This window comes from Clostridium sp. MB05 (assembly GCF_046581255.1).
Lineage (GTDB): Bacteria > Bacillota > Clostridia > Clostridiales > Clostridiaceae > Clostridium.
Genome location: NZ_CP174370.1, coordinates 2,109,990 through 2,128,442, shown reverse-complemented (window position 1 = coordinate 2,128,442; position 18,453 = coordinate 2,109,990). Strand labels below are relative to the sequence as shown.

At 29.7% G+C, this 18,453-nt stretch carries 15 protein-coding genes; all 15 read right to left on the bottom strand.

Features of this window, described 5'->3' with window-relative positions:
• Positions 1 to 15: 15 nt before the first annotated feature.
• The 15 genes from ACH36K_RS09950 to ACH36K_RS09880 all read right to left on the bottom strand — a co-directional run bounded on the left by ACH36K_RS09950 (position 16) and on the right by ACH36K_RS09880 (position 18,237).
• Positions 16 to 1,164: a 1-propanol dehydrogenase PduQ gene (locus ACH36K_RS09950; RefSeq protein ID WP_411167476.1), complete on the bottom strand. Its 1,149-nt coding sequence runs from the start codon at positions 1,162 to 1,164 to the stop codon at positions 16 to 18.
• Positions 1,165 to 1,436: 272 nt separating this feature from the next.
• Complete coding sequence (locus tag ACH36K_RS09945) at positions 1,437 to 1,931, bottom strand: NAD(+) diphosphatase (RefSeq protein ID WP_411167475.1); 495 nt, start codon at positions 1,929 to 1,931, stop codon at positions 1,437 to 1,439.
• Between the two features lie 243 nt (positions 1,932 to 2,174).
• The gene (locus ACH36K_RS09940) at positions 2,175 to 2,720 is read right to left on the bottom strand and encodes a cyclase family protein (RefSeq protein WP_411167474.1); all 546 of its coding nucleotides are present in this window, start codon (positions 2,718 to 2,720) and stop codon (positions 2,175 to 2,177) included.
• A 1-nt stretch (position 2,721) separates the two neighbouring features.
• Positions 2,722 to 3,162: a MarR family transcriptional regulator gene (locus tag ACH36K_RS09935; protein WP_411170686.1), complete on the bottom strand. Its 441-nt coding sequence runs from the start codon at positions 3,160 to 3,162 to the stop codon at positions 2,722 to 2,724.
• Positions 3,163 to 3,426: 264 nt separating this feature from the next.
• Complete coding sequence (locus ACH36K_RS09930; protein WP_411167473.1) at positions 3,427 to 4,494, bottom strand: DUF4179 domain-containing protein; 1,068 nt, start codon at positions 4,492 to 4,494, stop codon at positions 3,427 to 3,429.
• Position 4,495: 1 nt separating this feature from the next.
• Entirely contained in the window at positions 4,496 to 5,056 is a 561-nt protein-coding gene (locus tag ACH36K_RS09925) for a sigma-70 family RNA polymerase sigma factor (RefSeq protein ID WP_411167472.1), read from the bottom strand.
• Positions 5,057 to 5,366: 310 nt separating this feature from the next.
• Positions 5,367 to 6,482, bottom strand: a complete 1,116-nt coding sequence (locus ACH36K_RS09920; RefSeq protein WP_411167471.1) for a hypothetical protein — start codon at positions 6,480 to 6,482, stop codon at positions 5,367 to 5,369.
• Positions 6,483 to 6,486: 4 nt separating this feature from the next.
• Positions 6,487 to 7,716, bottom strand: a complete 1,230-nt coding sequence (locus tag ACH36K_RS09915; RefSeq protein WP_411167470.1) for an ABC transporter permease — start codon at positions 7,714 to 7,716, stop codon at positions 6,487 to 6,489.
• A 2-nt stretch (positions 7,717 to 7,718) separates the two neighbouring features.
• Positions 7,719 to 8,582 carry an ABC transporter ATP-binding protein gene (locus ACH36K_RS09910; RefSeq protein ID WP_411167469.1) on the bottom strand — a complete coding sequence of 288 codons (864 nt, stop codon included), beginning with the start codon at positions 8,580 to 8,582 and terminating at the stop codon, positions 7,719 to 7,721.
• Positions 8,583 to 8,693: 111 nt separating this feature from the next.
• Complete coding sequence (locus ACH36K_RS09905; protein WP_411167468.1) at positions 8,694 to 9,800, bottom strand: sensor histidine kinase; 1,107 nt, start codon at positions 9,798 to 9,800, stop codon at positions 8,694 to 8,696.
• Positions 9,790 to 10,479 (bottom strand): response regulator transcription factor, encoded by a 690-nt coding sequence (locus tag ACH36K_RS09900; protein ID WP_411167467.1) that lies wholly within the window; start codon positions 10,477 to 10,479, stop codon positions 9,790 to 9,792. Before ACH36K_RS09900 ends, ACH36K_RS09905 begins: the two co-directional genes overlap by 11 nt.
• A gap of 157 nt (positions 10,480 to 10,636) precedes the next feature.
• Positions 10,637 to 12,844 (bottom strand): glycoside hydrolase family 30 protein, encoded by a 2,208-nt coding sequence (locus tag ACH36K_RS09895; protein ID WP_411167466.1) that lies wholly within the window; start codon positions 12,842 to 12,844, stop codon positions 10,637 to 10,639.
• Between the two features lie 477 nt (positions 12,845 to 13,321).
• Positions 13,322 to 14,776 carry a glycoside hydrolase family 1 protein gene (locus ACH36K_RS09890; protein ID WP_411167465.1) on the bottom strand — a complete coding sequence of 485 codons (1,455 nt, stop codon included), beginning with the start codon at positions 14,774 to 14,776 and terminating at the stop codon, positions 13,322 to 13,324.
• A gap of 65 nt (positions 14,777 to 14,841) precedes the next feature.
• On the bottom strand, positions 14,842 to 16,272 hold the full coding sequence (locus ACH36K_RS09885) for a 6-phospho-beta-glucosidase (protein WP_411167464.1): 1,431 nt from the start codon (positions 16,270 to 16,272) through the stop codon (positions 14,842 to 14,844).
• A 105-nt stretch (positions 16,273 to 16,377) separates the two neighbouring features.
• A complete protein-coding gene (locus tag ACH36K_RS09880; protein ID WP_411167463.1) occupies positions 16,378 to 18,237 on the bottom strand; it encodes a beta-glucoside-specific PTS transporter subunit IIABC in 1,860 nt (619 codons plus the stop codon).
• Positions 18,238 to 18,453: the final 216 nt, after the last annotated feature.

Here is an 18,453-nt window from a genome sequence, read left to right as displayed (position 1 = left end):
GTGGTTTTAATTAAACTATTTACTTCCTGAAACTTTATCTAAAATCTTTAATAAATCTTCTCTTGTTGCCTCTCTAGGATTTGTAGCTGTACAAATATCCTTCATAGCAGCAGTTATTATTTCTTCTTTTACTTCATTTAGTAAGTTTAAGTCTGATCCTTGCTCCTTTAATGTAGTAGGAATCATTAGTTTCTTTTGAAGGTCAACAATACATTTAATTAAATTGTTAACTCCAATAGGTACTGTAGAAGCATGTAAATTCAACACCTTTGCTAATCTTTGATACTTTCTAGCAGCTAAATCATATTCTTTATTATAATTATCTATATTTAAATTAGCGTTATATTCTATAACGTGAGGAAGTATTATTGCATTACTTCTCCCATGAGATATATGCAACTTTCCTCCTACAGCATGTGCTAAGCTATGTGTAATACCTAACCCTGCTGAGTTAAAAGCCATTCCTGCTAAACAAGATGCATTATGAATTTTTTCTCTTGCTAATAAATTATTTCCATCAGCAAAAGCCTCTGGTAAAAATTTAACAGCTAAAGAAAGAGCTTTTTCTGCTAAAGCATCAGAAAAATCATTAGAATCCTTTGAAACATAAGCCTCTATTGCATGTGTAATTACATCCATACCTGTGTCTGCTGTAATAGCTGCAGGTACAGAAGTTACAAGTTCAGGATCAAGTATTGCTACCATAGGAAGAAGTGATTTGTCTGATAAGGCATATTTTAAGCCTTCCTTTTTATCAGTTATTACTGCATATTGAGTAGCTTCAGAACCTGTCCCACTTGTAGTAGGAATAGCAAAACATTCTTCTATTTCAAAATCTGAACCTAGAAGTTTTTTTGAATATTCTCTTATAGCCTTAGCTGCATCAATTGAAGATCCACCACCAAGAGCTATAATAGTCCTTGCACCACAAGCTTTTAATTTTTGAATACCAGCAGCAATAATTTCCACTGAAGGATCTGGTACTATATCACTAAATATAGTTACCTCACAATTAACTAATCTTTCTTGAATCTTTGCAGCCATACCTGAAGACTCTATAAACTTGTCACATACAATTAACACTTTTTTATCTTTTATTTCACTTAATCGATTTAAAGAACCTTCTCCAAAATAAATATTGGTACTAACACTAAATTCTTTCATATAAATTTCTCCTAATTTTAAGTTTATAAAATATGAATAATTTAGTCATTCCTTAAATTTCAAAACAATAATTACCCTACAAATTAATTATAATCAATCAAAAATAAATCTTTATTTGTTAATTATACTACAATCATATTGAGATAGCAAATGATTACATGAGATTAATTCTATTTCTAAATAAATTTACTACTGAAATTTCTATTATTAGTTTCAGCGCCTTTATCTAAAGTTTTCATAATATATCTAGTCCAGTTAATTATTTAGCTTTATTATATATAATTCATTTTTTTAAGAGCATATATTAAAAATTCCTCTGCTAAACTTTCGCTTTTAATATTTTTTAGTGCATCTTTGAAAGTAAACCATTGTGCTTTATCAATTTCATCATTAATTTGTCCTAAATCTTCACTATCCGCTGTGCAAATAAAATTACACATTAGAGTGTTAGTTCTTTCAAAATATCTACTCTTCATATATTGATAATCTTTAATATTAAGACCTATCTCTTCTTTTACTTCTCTTACTAAAGTTTGTTCTGCATCTTCGCCTTTATTAATATATCCTGCTACAAGTATATTATCTAATCGTCCATACTGTTGTATAAGTAATACTTTATTTTTATCAGGGTTCAAAATAACTGCACTTATAGCTGAACTAAAAGTAGGAAAATGAAATACTTCACATTTATTACAATATGGAATTTCTCCATCATTATTACACTGCTTGTTTATTAACTTAGTTCCACAATTAAAACAATAATTCATACTATTACTCCTTGTACCTCTATATAATTTATAATCATTTATTTGCATGAATTCTCAATTTACATATCTTAGAATCAAGAACATTATAAATTATTCAATAAATCATTTTTCTTTTTCTGTAATACTATATTATAATTCCGTTATAAAGTAAATAAAAAAACCCATAGTTCATATTATATATATTTTACACTTATTTTGGGTATTATTCTTAGCATTATTACTAAGTGAGGTTTTATAAGTAATTTATAAAGTTTCAATTTCAACTTTTATCGCTGTAGCTCCATCTAACTGAATCCAATTTAGATTCGCCTTGAATTCAGAAGTAACTTTATCTAAATTGCATATATTTTCTACAACGTAAGCTCCTTTATTTTCAACATATTTATCTATTTCTACATGAGCTCTACCATGTTGAATTCCACTTAAATCAATACCTATTAATTTTACATTACAATCTAATAATTTATCTATAAGTTCATTAGTTAAATATGGACTTGATTTAGTATTAAAATACTCTTCACTTCCATATCCATAGCTTTCTAAGTATCCTGTTCTAAATATTACAAAAGAGCCTGCCTTAATTGATAAATTATCTAATATATTAACGTCTATAATATCTAAATTTCTAGCATCTACTACCCTAACATCTATTTTTGATGCTAACTCTATACTTGATAGATTATAGCAATCTATATGAGTTCCTATATGTTGCCTTTGATGTGCTGGCTGTGAGTCTCCCCACTTCAATATTTTTTCTGGAATATTAAATTCTGTTAAATGTAAATTCATATTATATTTCCTCCGATGATTCTATTATTTTATCTAAATAGTTATTAAATTTTATTAGGAATCTAGCTACAATCTCTTGATCTTCCTCAGTTATATCTTTAAAGAAATTATTATTTCTTTCTTCCCATTGCTTATGTTTTATTTCATGATATTTATATAATTCTTCACCTGATTCTGTTAACTTAAAATATATTTCTTTGTCATTCTCTGGCTTTTTATATTTAACAATAAGATTATTACTCAAAAGCTTTTTGCACAGTTTACTTATTGCACCTCTTGTCATATTCATATCTTGAGATATTTTAGTAACATTAGGCTCCTTTATTTTCCCTATAAAATCTAAGCAATGTATTTCTGAAATCCCATAATCTTCATATTCACCTTTAAATGCTAATTTTCCTATAGCTTCTTCCTTTTCATATATACTTTTTAAACTCTCCATAATAGTATTGATATTATCCACTTTAAAAACCTCCCTTAGAAACCTAATAAAATAATATTTATAATTTTGTTTCCTCAGAAACAATATTATTACATTTTTGTTTCCTTGTCAACATTTTATATGAATTAATCTAATATCTAATCCTTAATTTTATGTAATACAAAAAAGCTATCAGAATAATAATTCCAATAGCTTCTTATTAAAAAATTAAATAAAAATATTATTTTGTTATTCTCTATAAAACCTCTAGGTTTCCCAAATAAATTATTTTTCTAGCTCAATCACAATATCGTCCAATGTAAGTTCACCATCTCCATTACCTGATACTTGGTGTACATCATTTGATAAATGTACCTTAGGAGTTATTATTAGCTTAGTTGCATTTGGATCTAGTCTGCCAAAGTTTGACATAGAATCTCCTGAATATCTTCCTTCACTACCTGCATTTGTTGTACAACTTGTTGCAGTATAAACATTTCCTAAGTCATCTTTTACTTCTAGTATTGGAATATCTACAGAAAAATATTTTTCCTGTAATTCTTTAGAAACTTCTTGAAAATAGTCTAAGGTAAATGATACTTCAGTCTTAGAAATGCTCTTTATATTTAATTTAACTCCATTTTTTTCAGTCTCCTTATTTACAGATTGTTTAACATTATCCAATGCCTTTAGATTAATTTTAAAATTCCAATTTCCCTTTATTTCTTTAGAACTCTCAGAACTCATATCTCCTATATCTGCAAAGTTTAGTTCAAAACTTATAGCTTTTCTTTCTTCATCTATAGTAATATTTTCTCGACCTACATAAGTATTCTCATCAATTTTTTTTACTCCAGAATTTCCTCCTGTGCTTCCATTATAATCATTTATAGTAAGTCTAGGTCCATGCATATTAAAAAGTGGATTCTCCCCTAAATCTTTATCACTTTTTATTTCATAAGTATATGTTAATGTTCTTCCATTAAATATTGCTTCTTTTATAGTAATCTTAATACCATTACTTTCTTGCGTAAAATCTACTATATCTGCATAATCCTTATATTTATCATATGCACCTGTTCTGCCATTATCTAAAAATCTAAATATATCTCCAACTATAGGGATTTCTGCTGCATATGCTGGATTTGTTATTCCAACTGCTCCAATACTTCCAACCAATGAACAACATAACACTGCTGCAACTAGCCTCTTCTTCTTCCATCCTCTATTTTTATTTATACATTTCTTTAAATAATTTTTCACTTTTGCTTTTTCAACTTCTGATACTTCCATTGTTTCAATTTCACTTTCATCTATATCTACATCATTTATTAATTCATAAATATCCTTCATATTACATTACCTCCAAATTCAATCTAGTTGCTTGTTTACTAAGTAGCTTCTTACCTCTGTAAATCCTGTTATCTATAGCCGTTCTGCTCATTTTTAATTTTTTAGCTATATCCTCTGACTTTACACCTAATAAAAATTTCATAGTAAATATTTCTCTATCTAAAGGTTCAAGAGTGTTTATTAGCTTTATTAATTCATTCCTATTTTCCATAGTAATAATTTCATCTTCCACTAATCTATTAGTAGTTATTTCTTTGTCTTCTAAGCTTACATCAGAATTTTTAACTTCTTTTCTGTAATAATCAATAGCTTTAAACTTAGCTATTTTATATATCCATTTTTTAAAATCTACTTCTTCACCAGTGAATTTGTCTGTATTATTCCATACTGAAAGAAATACATCATTTATACATTCATCAATAATTCCATCTCTTTCAAGTGGTGAAAGTACTTTATATACAGCTGATTTAACTAAGCCTAAATATTTATCTACTATGAATTCTAAAGCATCCTCTTTTCCTTTTTTCAGTCTATCAATATAATTTTTTTCAGTACAACTCATTGAAATTTCTCCAATCTAATAGTTTTGTAAAAGCCTTTACACCTTATATAACGTAAATAAAATTATTTTCTCTCATTTTTTTATTTACTGTTTATATTTCTATTAAAAAAAACTCATCTAATTTCATTATACTTAACTCCACGATCACTTAGTTAATTTAAAATAATTTTTCCCATGTAAAATTTCAGCATATTAAAAAGAAGAAGGAGAACCTCCTCCATCTTGACTTGGTTCTCCTTAATTACTTAGACACATTATTAAGTTATTATTAAATTAGCTCTACAACATACTCTTTTTATTTCTATGTTAATTATATTTCTTCTCTACAAATTGCATGACTGAGTAGCATACCGAATGCAATAAACACCACAACCATACTCATCATAACTGCATATGGTCTCCAAATCGACATATCGAAATGAAATCCAGAAACTTCATTTATCACCTGTGATGATGCCAGTGGCAATGCATTTAAGATATATTGAAAGAATCTCCCTGGTATCTTGATAAATGAAGCCATGATAATGTAGAAAATATTTATTGAAATTCCTATTGCTGTAGTCAAATTTGTATTTGCTGTTTTGTAGGATATCCATCCCATAATAGTTGTTAAAGCCATTACTCCCAAAAGTTCACTTACAAATATCAAGAGTATTCCCCCTCCTAATGTAAAGTTTCCTATAGAAAATAACGCAAATACTTTTAAACTGCTCTTCAAAGCCTGAAGTCCCGTAGCCGAACCTAGAACTGACACCGTGCCAATTGTTGCCACTAAAGTTAACAGTAGACCATATATCATAACCGGCAGAAGGCGAACAGCCATCATTCTTTTTCCCAGCTTTGTTGCATAAATAATTTCCATACTACCATCTTCCATGCTATCAGAATAAGTAGCTGCTGCAAAAAATGTCACCATAAAGATAATTATTAGATAAATAACTTTAAGATTATCAATTCCTAAATTCCAATAATAATATCCTGGATACTTAACAAAAGGCGTCTTTACCTTGTTTAGTTCTTCCAATGCCTTTGCTTGATTCTTTTTAGGAATTTTTTCTATAAGTGCAATAGATTTTTTTCTCCAACACTCATAAAAATTTTTTGCATAATCATCTGGAAAGTCTTCAATTCTATTTTCACCATATAACACTTCAGGATGAACCTTAACTAAACCGTTTATAAAAGTTAAAAGTGATCGATATTTTATTTCATCTGATTTTTCATCTCTTACCTTTTTCAGTCCTAGCCATAATTTATCTTCCGTTATTTCACCAGAATAAACAGCTTCTTCTTTTAGTACTTCAGGTAGATTTTTCTCTCCTACTATCAGTATTGCATTTAATCCAATAGTCAAAAGAAGTATCCCTATTATTGAGAAAAGTACATATCTTGTAAAAAGTCGACGCTTTAACTCTTGATATATCATCTCTTTACCTCCTTCTATAGTTTAATGCGGTGAATACTGTGCTAAGTAAGAATATAACTCCACTTACTATTAGCAAAATTGATGGTATTAAGAAAACTTTTCCATAAAGTGTTATCATAGGGAACTTAGACAATCCTACGAATTGTAGATATGAAAATGTTGCTCCTCCAGGTAACAATATTTTAATTACATCAATAATTGGAGCATCTATATTAATAAATACACCTAATAGAAAAGCTCCTAGTATTGTCAATATAGAGAATTGAATTGCCTTTGAAGATTTCTTAGCTATAGATGAAATCCAAGTAGAAAAGCTTGCTACTGTTAAAATTCCTATAGCTCCAAAAACAAATAAATTTCTAAGTAATTCACCTTGGTTGTATGGAAGAAAGCTTTCACTAAAAACCTGTATTGATGTATTTAAAGCATCAGCAGGCAATAAAAGTCTCAGAAGCACAACATAAACACCAACTCCACAAAGATAGATAATAAATGCCATAACCCAAGGTATAACAATCTTTGCTACAGTGAGGTTTTTCCTACCCTTCATTGTAGTTGTGATAATCTCATCCATTCCATTTTCTTTATCTTTCGCTATAATGGAACCTGCAAAAATTCCTCCCATAATCATAAGAACAAATGAGAAAAACATCATATGTTCAATTCCGTTAGCCCATTGTGTAAATCCACTATAATAAGTATAAGGTTTTTTTACGCTATTCCAAATTGAAAGAGCTAATGCCTTTTCACTTTCATTATGTGCGTTTTTATCAATATAATCACGATAATAAAGATCTTCATTTTCATAAAAATGTCTTCCTGCATCCTTCGGAATATCCAAAAGATGCTCTGTAGACTCTCCTCTCATGTTTCTAAGTCTTAACTCTTGCATAACTAAAATGTCAGCATAGACAGCATGTTCTAATAGGTCTTTAGTCATCACGATATTACTTTTTTCACCATCACTCTTTAATGAGTTGAGAAACGTATCACAACCTCTTTGAAATTTATCTTCAGTCATTTCTCCAGCAGTAACGTTTCTATCCTTAGCTGCCACTTCTATTGCCGCTTTACCTTTATAGTCTTTGTAACATCCTGTCTGCATAAAGCCCTCAGTAGCACCCCCTACAATAAACCACGCCCATAATCCTGCTAATGTAATTGCAATTAATATATATGTTATCAGCCTTTTAAAATTAAGCTGTCTTTTTAACTCTTGAAAAAATATATCCATTTTTATACCTCCTTCACTTTTGAAAGGTAAAAATCATTAAGAGAAGGTGGAACTAACTTACTATTTGGTAATGGAACATCTGCAATATAGCGAATTGTAACCTGGCCCCCATGTTCATTACGAAAATTCATAATTCTATATTCATTTTCTATCCTTTTCATTTCATTTTCTGGAACAACTGTCTCAAATACATTACCATCAAGTCTTTGAATTAAAGAATCACTTTCTCCATTTGCAATTACTTCACCTTTTTCCATAATTACAAGATAATTAGCAATAAACTCAATGTCTGAAACAATATGTGTAGATAAAATAACAATTTTTTCTTTACTTATTGTTGTTAAATACTTACGAAATCTTCTTCTTTCTTCAATATCTAAACCCACAGTTGGCTCGTCTACAATCAAAATATTAGGATTATTTAACATAGCTTGACATATTCCAACTCTACGTTTCATACCTCCAGAAAGCTTATCAATCTTTTTCTTTCTGACTTCTGATAAATTAAATTGACTTAATAATTCACTGATTCTTTCATTTCTTAACTTTTTATCCATCCCTTTTAAAGATCCAATATAATGGAGAAAATCTTCCACTGATTGATTTTTATCATATCCAAATTGCTGAGGCAAGTACCCTATTTTATCCAAATATGCATTCCTAAGTTCAGCAATATTTACATCATCTAGCATTATTTTCCCTTTACTTGGCTTTATATTTCCAACCATCATTCTCATTAATGTTGTTTTTCCTGCGCCATTAGGTCCTAAAAGCCCCCAAATTCCTGGAGTAAATTCAAGATTTATGCCATCAACAGCCTTTAAATCTTTAAACTCCTTAGAAAGATTATAAACAAATAATTTCATATCTTTTCCTCCTTAATTAAAGCAAAATAAAAAACCTTTCTTCTATCTTCAGTATAACTAAGATAAAAGAAAGGTTTATTCATAAATTATTTAGTATTTATAAAGATTTTATTAAGAATTGGGTAAAGTAATAATAAATACAGTATGTCCATCCTGACTTTCAGCTTCTAAAGATCCCTGATGTCTTTCTACAATTTCTCTTGCAATAGCTAATCCAAGTCCTGCTCCAGATGATTGACTCCTTGACTGATCTCTTCTATAGAATTTTTCAAATATAAGTTTTAATTCTTGCTCACTTATTACGTCACCATCATTTTCCACAAATAATTGTATACTATATTCTCCTATTCTTCCGTTTATTTTTATGACAGAATTCTTGTTGCTATATGCTATGGCATTCTTTAATAAATTATTTAACACTCTAGCAAATAGTGATCCGTCGGCATAAATCTTCATATTAGGAGGAATATTTATATCAATTCTTAAGTTTTTATCTCTAAGTAGTGGATATAGTTCTTCAGTCAACTGTTCTAGGAAAAACTCTGCATTTAATAAACTTTTATTCAAAGGAATTTCATGAAGACTAAAACGAGCAATATCAAAAAACTGATTAGTTAAGTCTTCCAGTCTATGAGATTTTCCCAGAAGTTTTTTAATATAGTCTCGGCTCACATTCTCTGGCACCTCAGATTCATCTAAGATTGTGAGATAGCCAATGATACTTGTTAATGGAGTCTTTAAGTCGTGTGCTAAGTAGGTTACAAGGTCATTTTTTTTACTCATCTCTATTGCTATTTCCTGTCTTACAATTTCATTCTCATGTATAATCTTATTTATTTGAGAATCAATAATCTTTAGTTCTTGAACTTTTTCAGGTACCTCTTCTTTAGCTAATAAAGCTATTCTTTGCTCCAACTGATATATTATTTTTTTTCGTTCCTTATTTCGAGAATATCTTGTTGTAAAGTAAACAACAATTTCTAAAATAGCAAAACCTCCAACAGCTATAAGTGTCAATATATCTTTAAGGTGTGGCCAATAAAAGGTTCCCCTTGTACGTTCCCCTAAAAACGCTACTTTTTCTCTATCGTACAATATTTGCTTTTCAAAATATTCTGCTACAATTCCTTCCAATTCAAAATCAATAAATACCATTATTCCTATAAATATAAAAAAAGCTAAAACATAATAATTCCATTTCCATTTTTTACGCTTCAATGATATAACCTACCCCCCAAACAGTTTTAATATATTCAGGATGTTCAAAAGATTCCTCCATTTTTTCTCTTAAGTTTCGAATATGAACTGTTATTGTATTTGTAGATTTTGAATAATACTCATCCTCCCTAAGGAGATGAAACAATTTTTCTCCATTTAAGACTTGTCCTTTGTTTAATAGTAATATTTCAAGAAGGTTAAATTCTGTAGGTGTTAGTTTTAGCTCCTTTCCATTTAAATCAACATTCTTACTTTTTCTATCTAAGATTAACCCTTTATAATATATAGTATTATCTTCCTTTGTTTCTTCTCCATACTCCTTGTATCGTCTGAGCTGAGCTTTAACCCTTGCCATAACTTCCAGTGGGTTAAAAGGCTTAGTGATATAATCATCTGCACCATAAGTAAGACCTATTATTTTATCTTGATCTGCAGTCTTAGCAGTAATCATTATTATAGGATACTTATATTTTGTACGTATATTTTTACAAATATTTAGCCCATTTATATCTGGTAACATTAAGTCCAAAATAACTAAATCTGGTTCTTTATTTTCAAGAAGTTTAAAAGCTTCCTTACCATTTTCTGCTTCCCATATCTCAAAAGATTCAGACTTTAAATAGATTTTTAATATATCTCTAATATCTTCATCATCTTCCACAATCAAAATTCTCTCCATTTAATTCCTCCATATGTTTATATTAAAAAATATATAATGTCCTTAGTTCCATTTAAGTATAATTATACCAAATAAAATTACTATCTTCACGCTTTTTATATTTTCGGCTGTGTTAGACAATTTCCTCTAACACAGCCATATTCATAATTTCTTAATTTTATTTTTTAAGAAAATCTCCAATCCACTGGGTTCCATTATACCTACCACCTGTTCCGTTTAGTTTTAAGGTAATAGTGCCATTAAATGGATTAATGTCTTCATAATCATGATGCCTTTCACCATTAATCCAGAAATCTACATATACTCTAGCACTAGAGATAGGTCTATTATAGTCTAATTGTGTTATTTCTATTTTCTTGTCTCCTGAAATACTTCCTGAGTTTGTTAGATAATCACCAAGCCATTGAGTTCCATCATATTTACCCCCCTCTGTAAATAATGAAAGTTCTTTAGTATTATCCAATACACCGGTATTTTCATAGTCATAATGTTTTGCACCATTAATATAAAATTCCACAGCTACTTTTACATCTGAAATTTCTCTAGTATCATCATCTAAAATTACGATTTTATTTGGAGTATAAGTAATTGCAGTCCCATAATCAACTTGTAGTGATGTTCCTTGAGAAAAACTATTTTTATCACCTGTAATTCTTATCTTTATCTTATGATTTCCTAAAGGTAGATTACTTGGACTATAAATATAAGTGGAATCTTTAGATGATGAACTATAAAGATCTATATATTTTTCGGGACCATCGTCTACAGAAATCGCAGCAATACCTGATGTAGGGCTCTTTCTACCATATAATTCAATGTTAGTTCCAAAGAAGCTAATTTCAGCACTACTATTAATTTCTCCATTTATGAAATCACCAGTATAATTAATATCATTTATTGTTTCTAGAGTACCCTTTGAAGTAAAATTACTATTTGGTATCACAAATGTAGTAATAGAATTAGCAGGTAAAACTGCATTTAAGCATTTATCAGTTATTGAAATATCATCTTTCTTTTCAATATTTTCAGTGCTGGATGTTCTAAATACATTTGAAACTTCTGAAAGTGAATCAAAGTTAGTAAGATTATAAGAATTAGATATATCATTAGAAGTATTATTCATTGCTACAATTACAAGATTTTTTGAATCTTTATCGTAAGCAGCTATAGAATTTTTATCATCTATATCTATTAACTTATATCCCGCCTTTATAAATTTTGAAAATTGTCCAAAGGTATAATATTGTTTAGTAGTTGTGTACTGATAAGTTGTATCTAAGTAGCGAGCTTGTATAAATCCCCATGAATCACTTCTTTGTTCAATATTTTCTACTGGTTGCCAATATACCCACGCATCAGGCTTCATATCTCTTAAATCTCTTATAATTGTATCTGATAATGTTAATCCATTTGAAATAGCATTTAAATCTGTACCCGAGCCTGTGCCATATTCACTCATCCATAATCTCTTATTATTAGTCTTAGCGTATTCCCTAACACCTATTCTATCGCTACCACTATATGAATGAACATTAAACTGGGAAATAGCATTTTTTGCATTTGAATCATAATGATTCACATGGTCTGCTAATTTATCCATACTCCAAGAATCATTTGCAGTAATTTCAATCCCTGTTTGAGCAGAATCAATTTTAGCTTTTAATACATTTATAATATTTTTTTGTACCCATGGTTCTACTATCATTCCTTCTTGAGGACGGCCTGCCATCCAAAAACCATCAGGCTCATTAAAAGGTTCAATTGTTCTAAAGTTTATTCCCATAGTATCCTTTAAATGTTGAGTTACTTTTAAAAGATAATCAGCAAAATCGTTTTCGTATTTTGTATTGAAATTTGGAAGGGATAGAGTATTCCCAGCACTACAACCTGATTTAGTCATCCAATATGGTGCACTATTTGCAAAAGCTTCAAATATATTTACTCCTCTCTCTTTTGCTAACCTTAACATTTCACGTTCACCAGCATCACCATCCCAATTCCATACTCCTGGTGATGGTTGATAACCCTCCATTTCTGCATTTACAAAGCTTCCTGAATTCATATGGTTATGACCTGGATCATCGCCTCCCCCAATATTAAAACGAAGCACATTAATTCCTAGACCATCTTCACTAAATAATAAATCAGCAATTTCGTTTCTTTTATCTTCTGGCCATTTTCCAATTGTATTTCCCCACCAAGCAAGATTTACACCAAATCCTTCTAATGTTTGATATTGCATATTTGGGTCAACTCTTATAGTAGTAGCTGCTTGAGCTTTTTTAGGTAAAGTTATATTAGTACACAAAGATGTCAAAAGTGTAGCAGATAGCAATAAAGCTGTAAACAATTTTGATTTTTTCATTATAACACCTCCATTTTAAATTTATACATATATATTCAAATGTAAATTAAAAATGCAAACCAATTAACATATCTTATTAGAAAAAAAATACATGGAGCATCTTAATGTACTAATAATAAGATTTATATAAAAAGGCAAGCATATTTATAGCTATTTTTCTTCTTTTATTGTAATTTGAAATGAGAGCCTAAGACATAATTTTAACTAAAATGCTTTACTCTTAATACTTGATTGATATTCTAATGAATTATAAATTAAAGAATCACCCCTGACCGTTATATATCTTTTAAATATCTTAACTGATGTTAATAGTTTTATAGCACTTTCCGTAAATAAGAAATGTACTACTACATGTTTTTTAATTTTAAAAGGAGCCGTGCTCCTGATTATTTTAATCATTCTACAACAACTCCTTACTATATCTATTTAATTTAAATATACTTAATATCTTTAATATTCCAGTAAATATTAAAATTTTTATAACTCTTCACCATTTGTTTTTATTACATTTTTATACCAATAAAAACTCTTCTTTCTTGACCTATCCAATGTTCCTGTACCGTCATTTTCCTTATCAACATATATAAATCCATAACGTTTTTTCATTTCTCCAGTTCCTGCACTTACAAGGTCAATACATCCCCAAGGAGTATATCCCCATAATTCAACTCCATCATCAATAGCTTCTTTCATCTGCTCAATGTGAGCTTTTAAGTACGCTATTCTATAATCATCATTTATTGAACCATCTTCCTCAACTGTATCTATGGCACCTAAACCATTCTCAACTACCATTAATGGTATTTGATATCTTCCATATAATCTATTTAGTACATATCTTAATCCTTTAGCATCTATTTGCCATCCCCACTCATTTGCTTCTAAATATGGATTTTTAACACCTCTTGCAAAGTTTCCTTCAGCGCCTTGTACATCTGTATTTTCAGTAACACAAAGTGATGCATAATAACTAAATGTATAAAAATCTACTGTCCCATTTTTTATTGTTTCTAAATCTCCCTCTTCCATTTTAATTACTATATTATTATCTCTAAAGTAACGCTTTGCGAATCCTGAATATTCACCTCTTACTTGAACATCACCACATAAAAATACACTGAATTCATTTTTATATTCTGCTAATAATATATCATCTGGATGACAGCTATAAGGATAATAAGTAGGGTTAGCTATCATACATCCAATTTTAAACCCTGGATTTATTGAATGTCCTAATTGAACTGCTTTTGCACTAGCTACAAATTGATGATGTAATGCTTGGAAACATTCTTGATAATGCATATCTTCAAAACCTGTAAGTTTTATTTCTCTAATGCCGTCAAATAATACACCTGCTCCTAAAAATGCAGCAGCTCCACCATGTGTTGTGATATTTATTTCATTAAATGTTAACCAGTATTTTACTACATCTTTATATCTATTAAATACTACTTCACAGTATCTTATGAAACAATCTATAGTTTCTCTACTTAACCAGCCATTATGTTTTTTAGTTAATCCATATGGTGTTTCATAATGAGATAATGTTACTAAAGGTTCGATATTATATTTCTTTAACTCAGCAAATACATTATCATAAAATTTTAACCCTTCTTCGTTAGGCTCTAATTCATCACCATTTGGAAAAATTCTTGTCCAGTTTATAGACATTCTAAATGTCTTAAAGCCCATTTCTGCAAATAATGCTATATCTTCTTTATATCTATTATAAAAATCAATAGCTTCATGACTTGGATAGTAAGTACCTTCTTCTAATTCAGTAGTTATTCTTCTAGCTTCTGAAACAGTTCCTCCTGTTAGCATATCCGATGTGCTTAATCCTTTTCCGTCTTCTCTATATCCACCTTCAAATTGATTTGCAGCAGTAGCCCCACCCCATAAGAAATTTTCTGGGAATTTAATCTTACTCATTGTTACCTCCATAAGCTTTATCAAAAATTTTTTATTCTTTTGTATAGCTATATTTTTATTATATTTTATAACTCTTCTCCATTTGAAGAAATAACATTTTTATACCAATAGAAACTTTTCTTTCTAATTCTTTCTAATGTTCCATTTCCTTCATTATTTTTATCAACATATATGAATCCATAACGTTTCTTCATCTCTCCAGTTCCAGCACTAACTAAATCTATACATCCCCATGGAGTGTATCCTATCATTTCTACTCCATCTATTGTAATAGCTTTCTTCATTTCTGTAATATGTTGTCTTAAATAATCTATTCTATAATCATCATTGATTGATCCATCTGATTCAATTGTATCAACGGCTCCAAAACCATTCTCAACACAGAATAAAGGTAATTCATATCTATTATATAGATTATTTAATGATATTCTAAATCCAAGTGGATCTATTTGCCATCCCCAATCTGAAGCTTTAAGATATGGATTCTTAATTCCTTTAGACATATTTCCTCCAGTTAGTGTCTTTCCATCATTGTTTTCACTAACAACTAAAGACATATAATAACTGAATCCAATAAAATCTACAGTTCCAGCTTTTAAGATTCTCTCATCATCTTCTTCCATCTTGATTTCGATGTTATTTATCTTAAAATATTGTTTCATATAATTTGGATAATATCCTTTTGCTTGAACATCTCCAAAAAAGTATGTTCTCTTATTCATAAAGTCATCTACTTTTAAAACATCTTCTGGATTACATGTTTCTGCATATGCTAATGGATATAGTATCATACAACCAATTCTAAACTCTGGATTTATTTTATGTCCCAACTCAACAGCCTTAGCACTAGCTACAAATTGGTGATGAGCTGCTTGATATATAATCTGCTCTCTGTTCTCACCTTCTGTAAATCTAAGTCCTCCTGGTATAAATGGATTAACTGCTATAACATTAATTTCATTAAAAGTCATCCAATATTTAACTTTATTCTTATATCTATTAAAAATTGCATTACAATAATTAATGTAAAAATCAACTAATCTTCTATCTCTCCATCCACCGTATTTCTCAACTAGACCATAAGGCATCTCATAATGTGAAATTGTAACTACTGGCTCTATGCCGCACTTTAAACATTCATCAAATAAATCGTCATAATATTTTAAACCATCCTCATTAGCTTCAGCTTCATCCCCTAGTGGGAATATTCTTGTCCACGCAATAGATGTTCTAAAGCATTTAAAGCCCATTTCTCCAAATAATTTTATATCATCCTTATATTTATGATATAAATCTATTGCTTCATGTGAAGGATAATATTTTCCTTCTATAACTCCATTTGTAAACTCTCTTGGGACTCCAAAAGCCCCTGCTGTAGCTACATCTGATACACTTACTCCTTTACCGCCAACATTCCATGCACCTTCGCATTGATTAGCTGCTACAGCTCCTCCCCATAAAAATCCTTCTGGGAATCTATTTAAATTATTATTCATATTCTTCCTCCTAAAAATAAGTATTTAATATTTTATGAAACCTATATTGTTGATATTATATGATCCTAGTCAAAAAATATTTTTTTGACCAGGATCACTTTTTAACTACAATATTGTTAGTACTGTTTCTCCAGACTTAACATTTTTATTATCACTTGGTACCACTTCCAAATAATTATCTGTATTTGTAATGATTAGTGGTGTGACAACATCATATCCCTTAGCCTTTATTTTTTCTAAATCAAATTCTACTAATAAATCACCTACGCTAATAGTATCTCCGTCTTTAACATGAGCAGTGAAGTGTTCTCCACATAACTCAACTGTATCTAATCCAATGTGAATTAACATCTCAACCCCATCTTCTGAAGTTATTCCTATGGCATGTTTAGTTTTAAATATAGTCGAAATCTTTCCTTTTACAGGTGAAAATACTTTACCTTCATTTGGCTCAAAAGCAATTCCTTTTCCTACAATTCCACTAGCAAATGTTTCATCATTTACTTCAGATAGCGAAATACTTTTTCCAGATAGCGGGCTTGATATAGTGATCTTATTATTAAGTGGAGTCTTTTTCTCTGTCTTTTCTTCTATAGTTTCTTGTATTTCTTCTTCATTAACTGGATCTTCAAATCCTAATATCCAAGTAATAATAAAAGTAACAACAAAAGATATAGCCATTGCTATTATAATATTAACTACATTTGACAGTTCAGGACCTATATATACTGGCAATTGTAAAGGTGAACCTCCATTAGGAGCATAAGCTTTAACTCCAGTTAGTCCAGCATATAGCCCTCCACAAGCTCCCCCAATCATTACAGCATAAAGTGGTCTTTTTAATTTCATAGTTACACCATACAATGCTGGTTCTGTAATTCCTAGTAAACCTGTAATTCCTGCTGATGTACCTAATTGTTTTAATTCAGTATTTTTTGATTTAATTCCTACGCAAAGTGCTGCAGCTCCTTGCGCAACATTAGATAGCATCATTCCTGGAATAATTGTTTGGTATCCTTGTGATGCCATTTGTGCAAATACTCCTGGGATTATACTATAGTGCATTCCTGTCATTACCATTAAAGGTGAAAATGCTCCCATCATTACTGGTAAAACCCACGTAGCCTTACTATCTAAAAACATTATTCCGTTAGCTAAAGCATCACCAATTATAGTACCTAATGGTCCTATAACTATTAATGCAATTGGTGCCATAACTAATATAGTACATAAAGGAACAAATACAAGTTTAAGTGCTTTTGGAATAACTCTTTCAAAAAACCTTTGAACATATGATATTGCCCAAACTATCAATATAATAGGTACTACGGATGATCCATACTTAGCTAATGTTACAGGTAATCCAAATAATTTAACAGGGTCACCTACAGCAACTAATGCTGAAAAACTTGGATGTAATAAAACACCACCCAATACCATAGCTATATATGGCGAACATTTAAACTTAATTGCTGCTGTGTATGCTAATAAAATTGGCAAGAAATAAAATGCTGTATCCGCTACAAAATTCATAATATAATATGTCTGACTATCTTTAGACAGAATCCCTAGTGTTGTTGAAAGTGCTAAGAAAGCTTTTAATAATCCACAACCTGCTATAGCTGGTACTATTGGAACGAAAATCCCAGATATAATATCAAATACATCTGAAAACTTAAACTTTGATTCTGCTTTGCTATCTTCTACTGATCCCTTTTGCAAGTTCCCAAGCTTAATTAATTCATTATATACACTAGAAACATCGTTTCCTATTATTACTTGGAATTGACCGCCTTTATCAACAACTCCAAAAACTCCTTTAATCTTTTTTACCTCATCCTTATTTACTGTTGAAGAATCCTTAAGATTAAATCTTAGCCTTGTAGCGCAATGAGTTAAATGAATTACATTTTTCTCTCCACCAACTTTCTCCAAAATTTCAATTGCTGTTTTTTTTAAATCCATAATTAGTCCTCCATTTCAAATATTTTACTTAAATTAAGCTCTGAAATAATTTTGAATTGAAGGTTTTGCCTGATTTAACAGTTACAATCCTAACCTAATTCTTAATTGAATTAAATTTTTTGATAAGCCTCACCTCCTTTTAAATATATAAAAAACCTAAATTCAATCATTAAAAACACTCTACTATATAGAATATCTAACTATGAACTTAGGTTT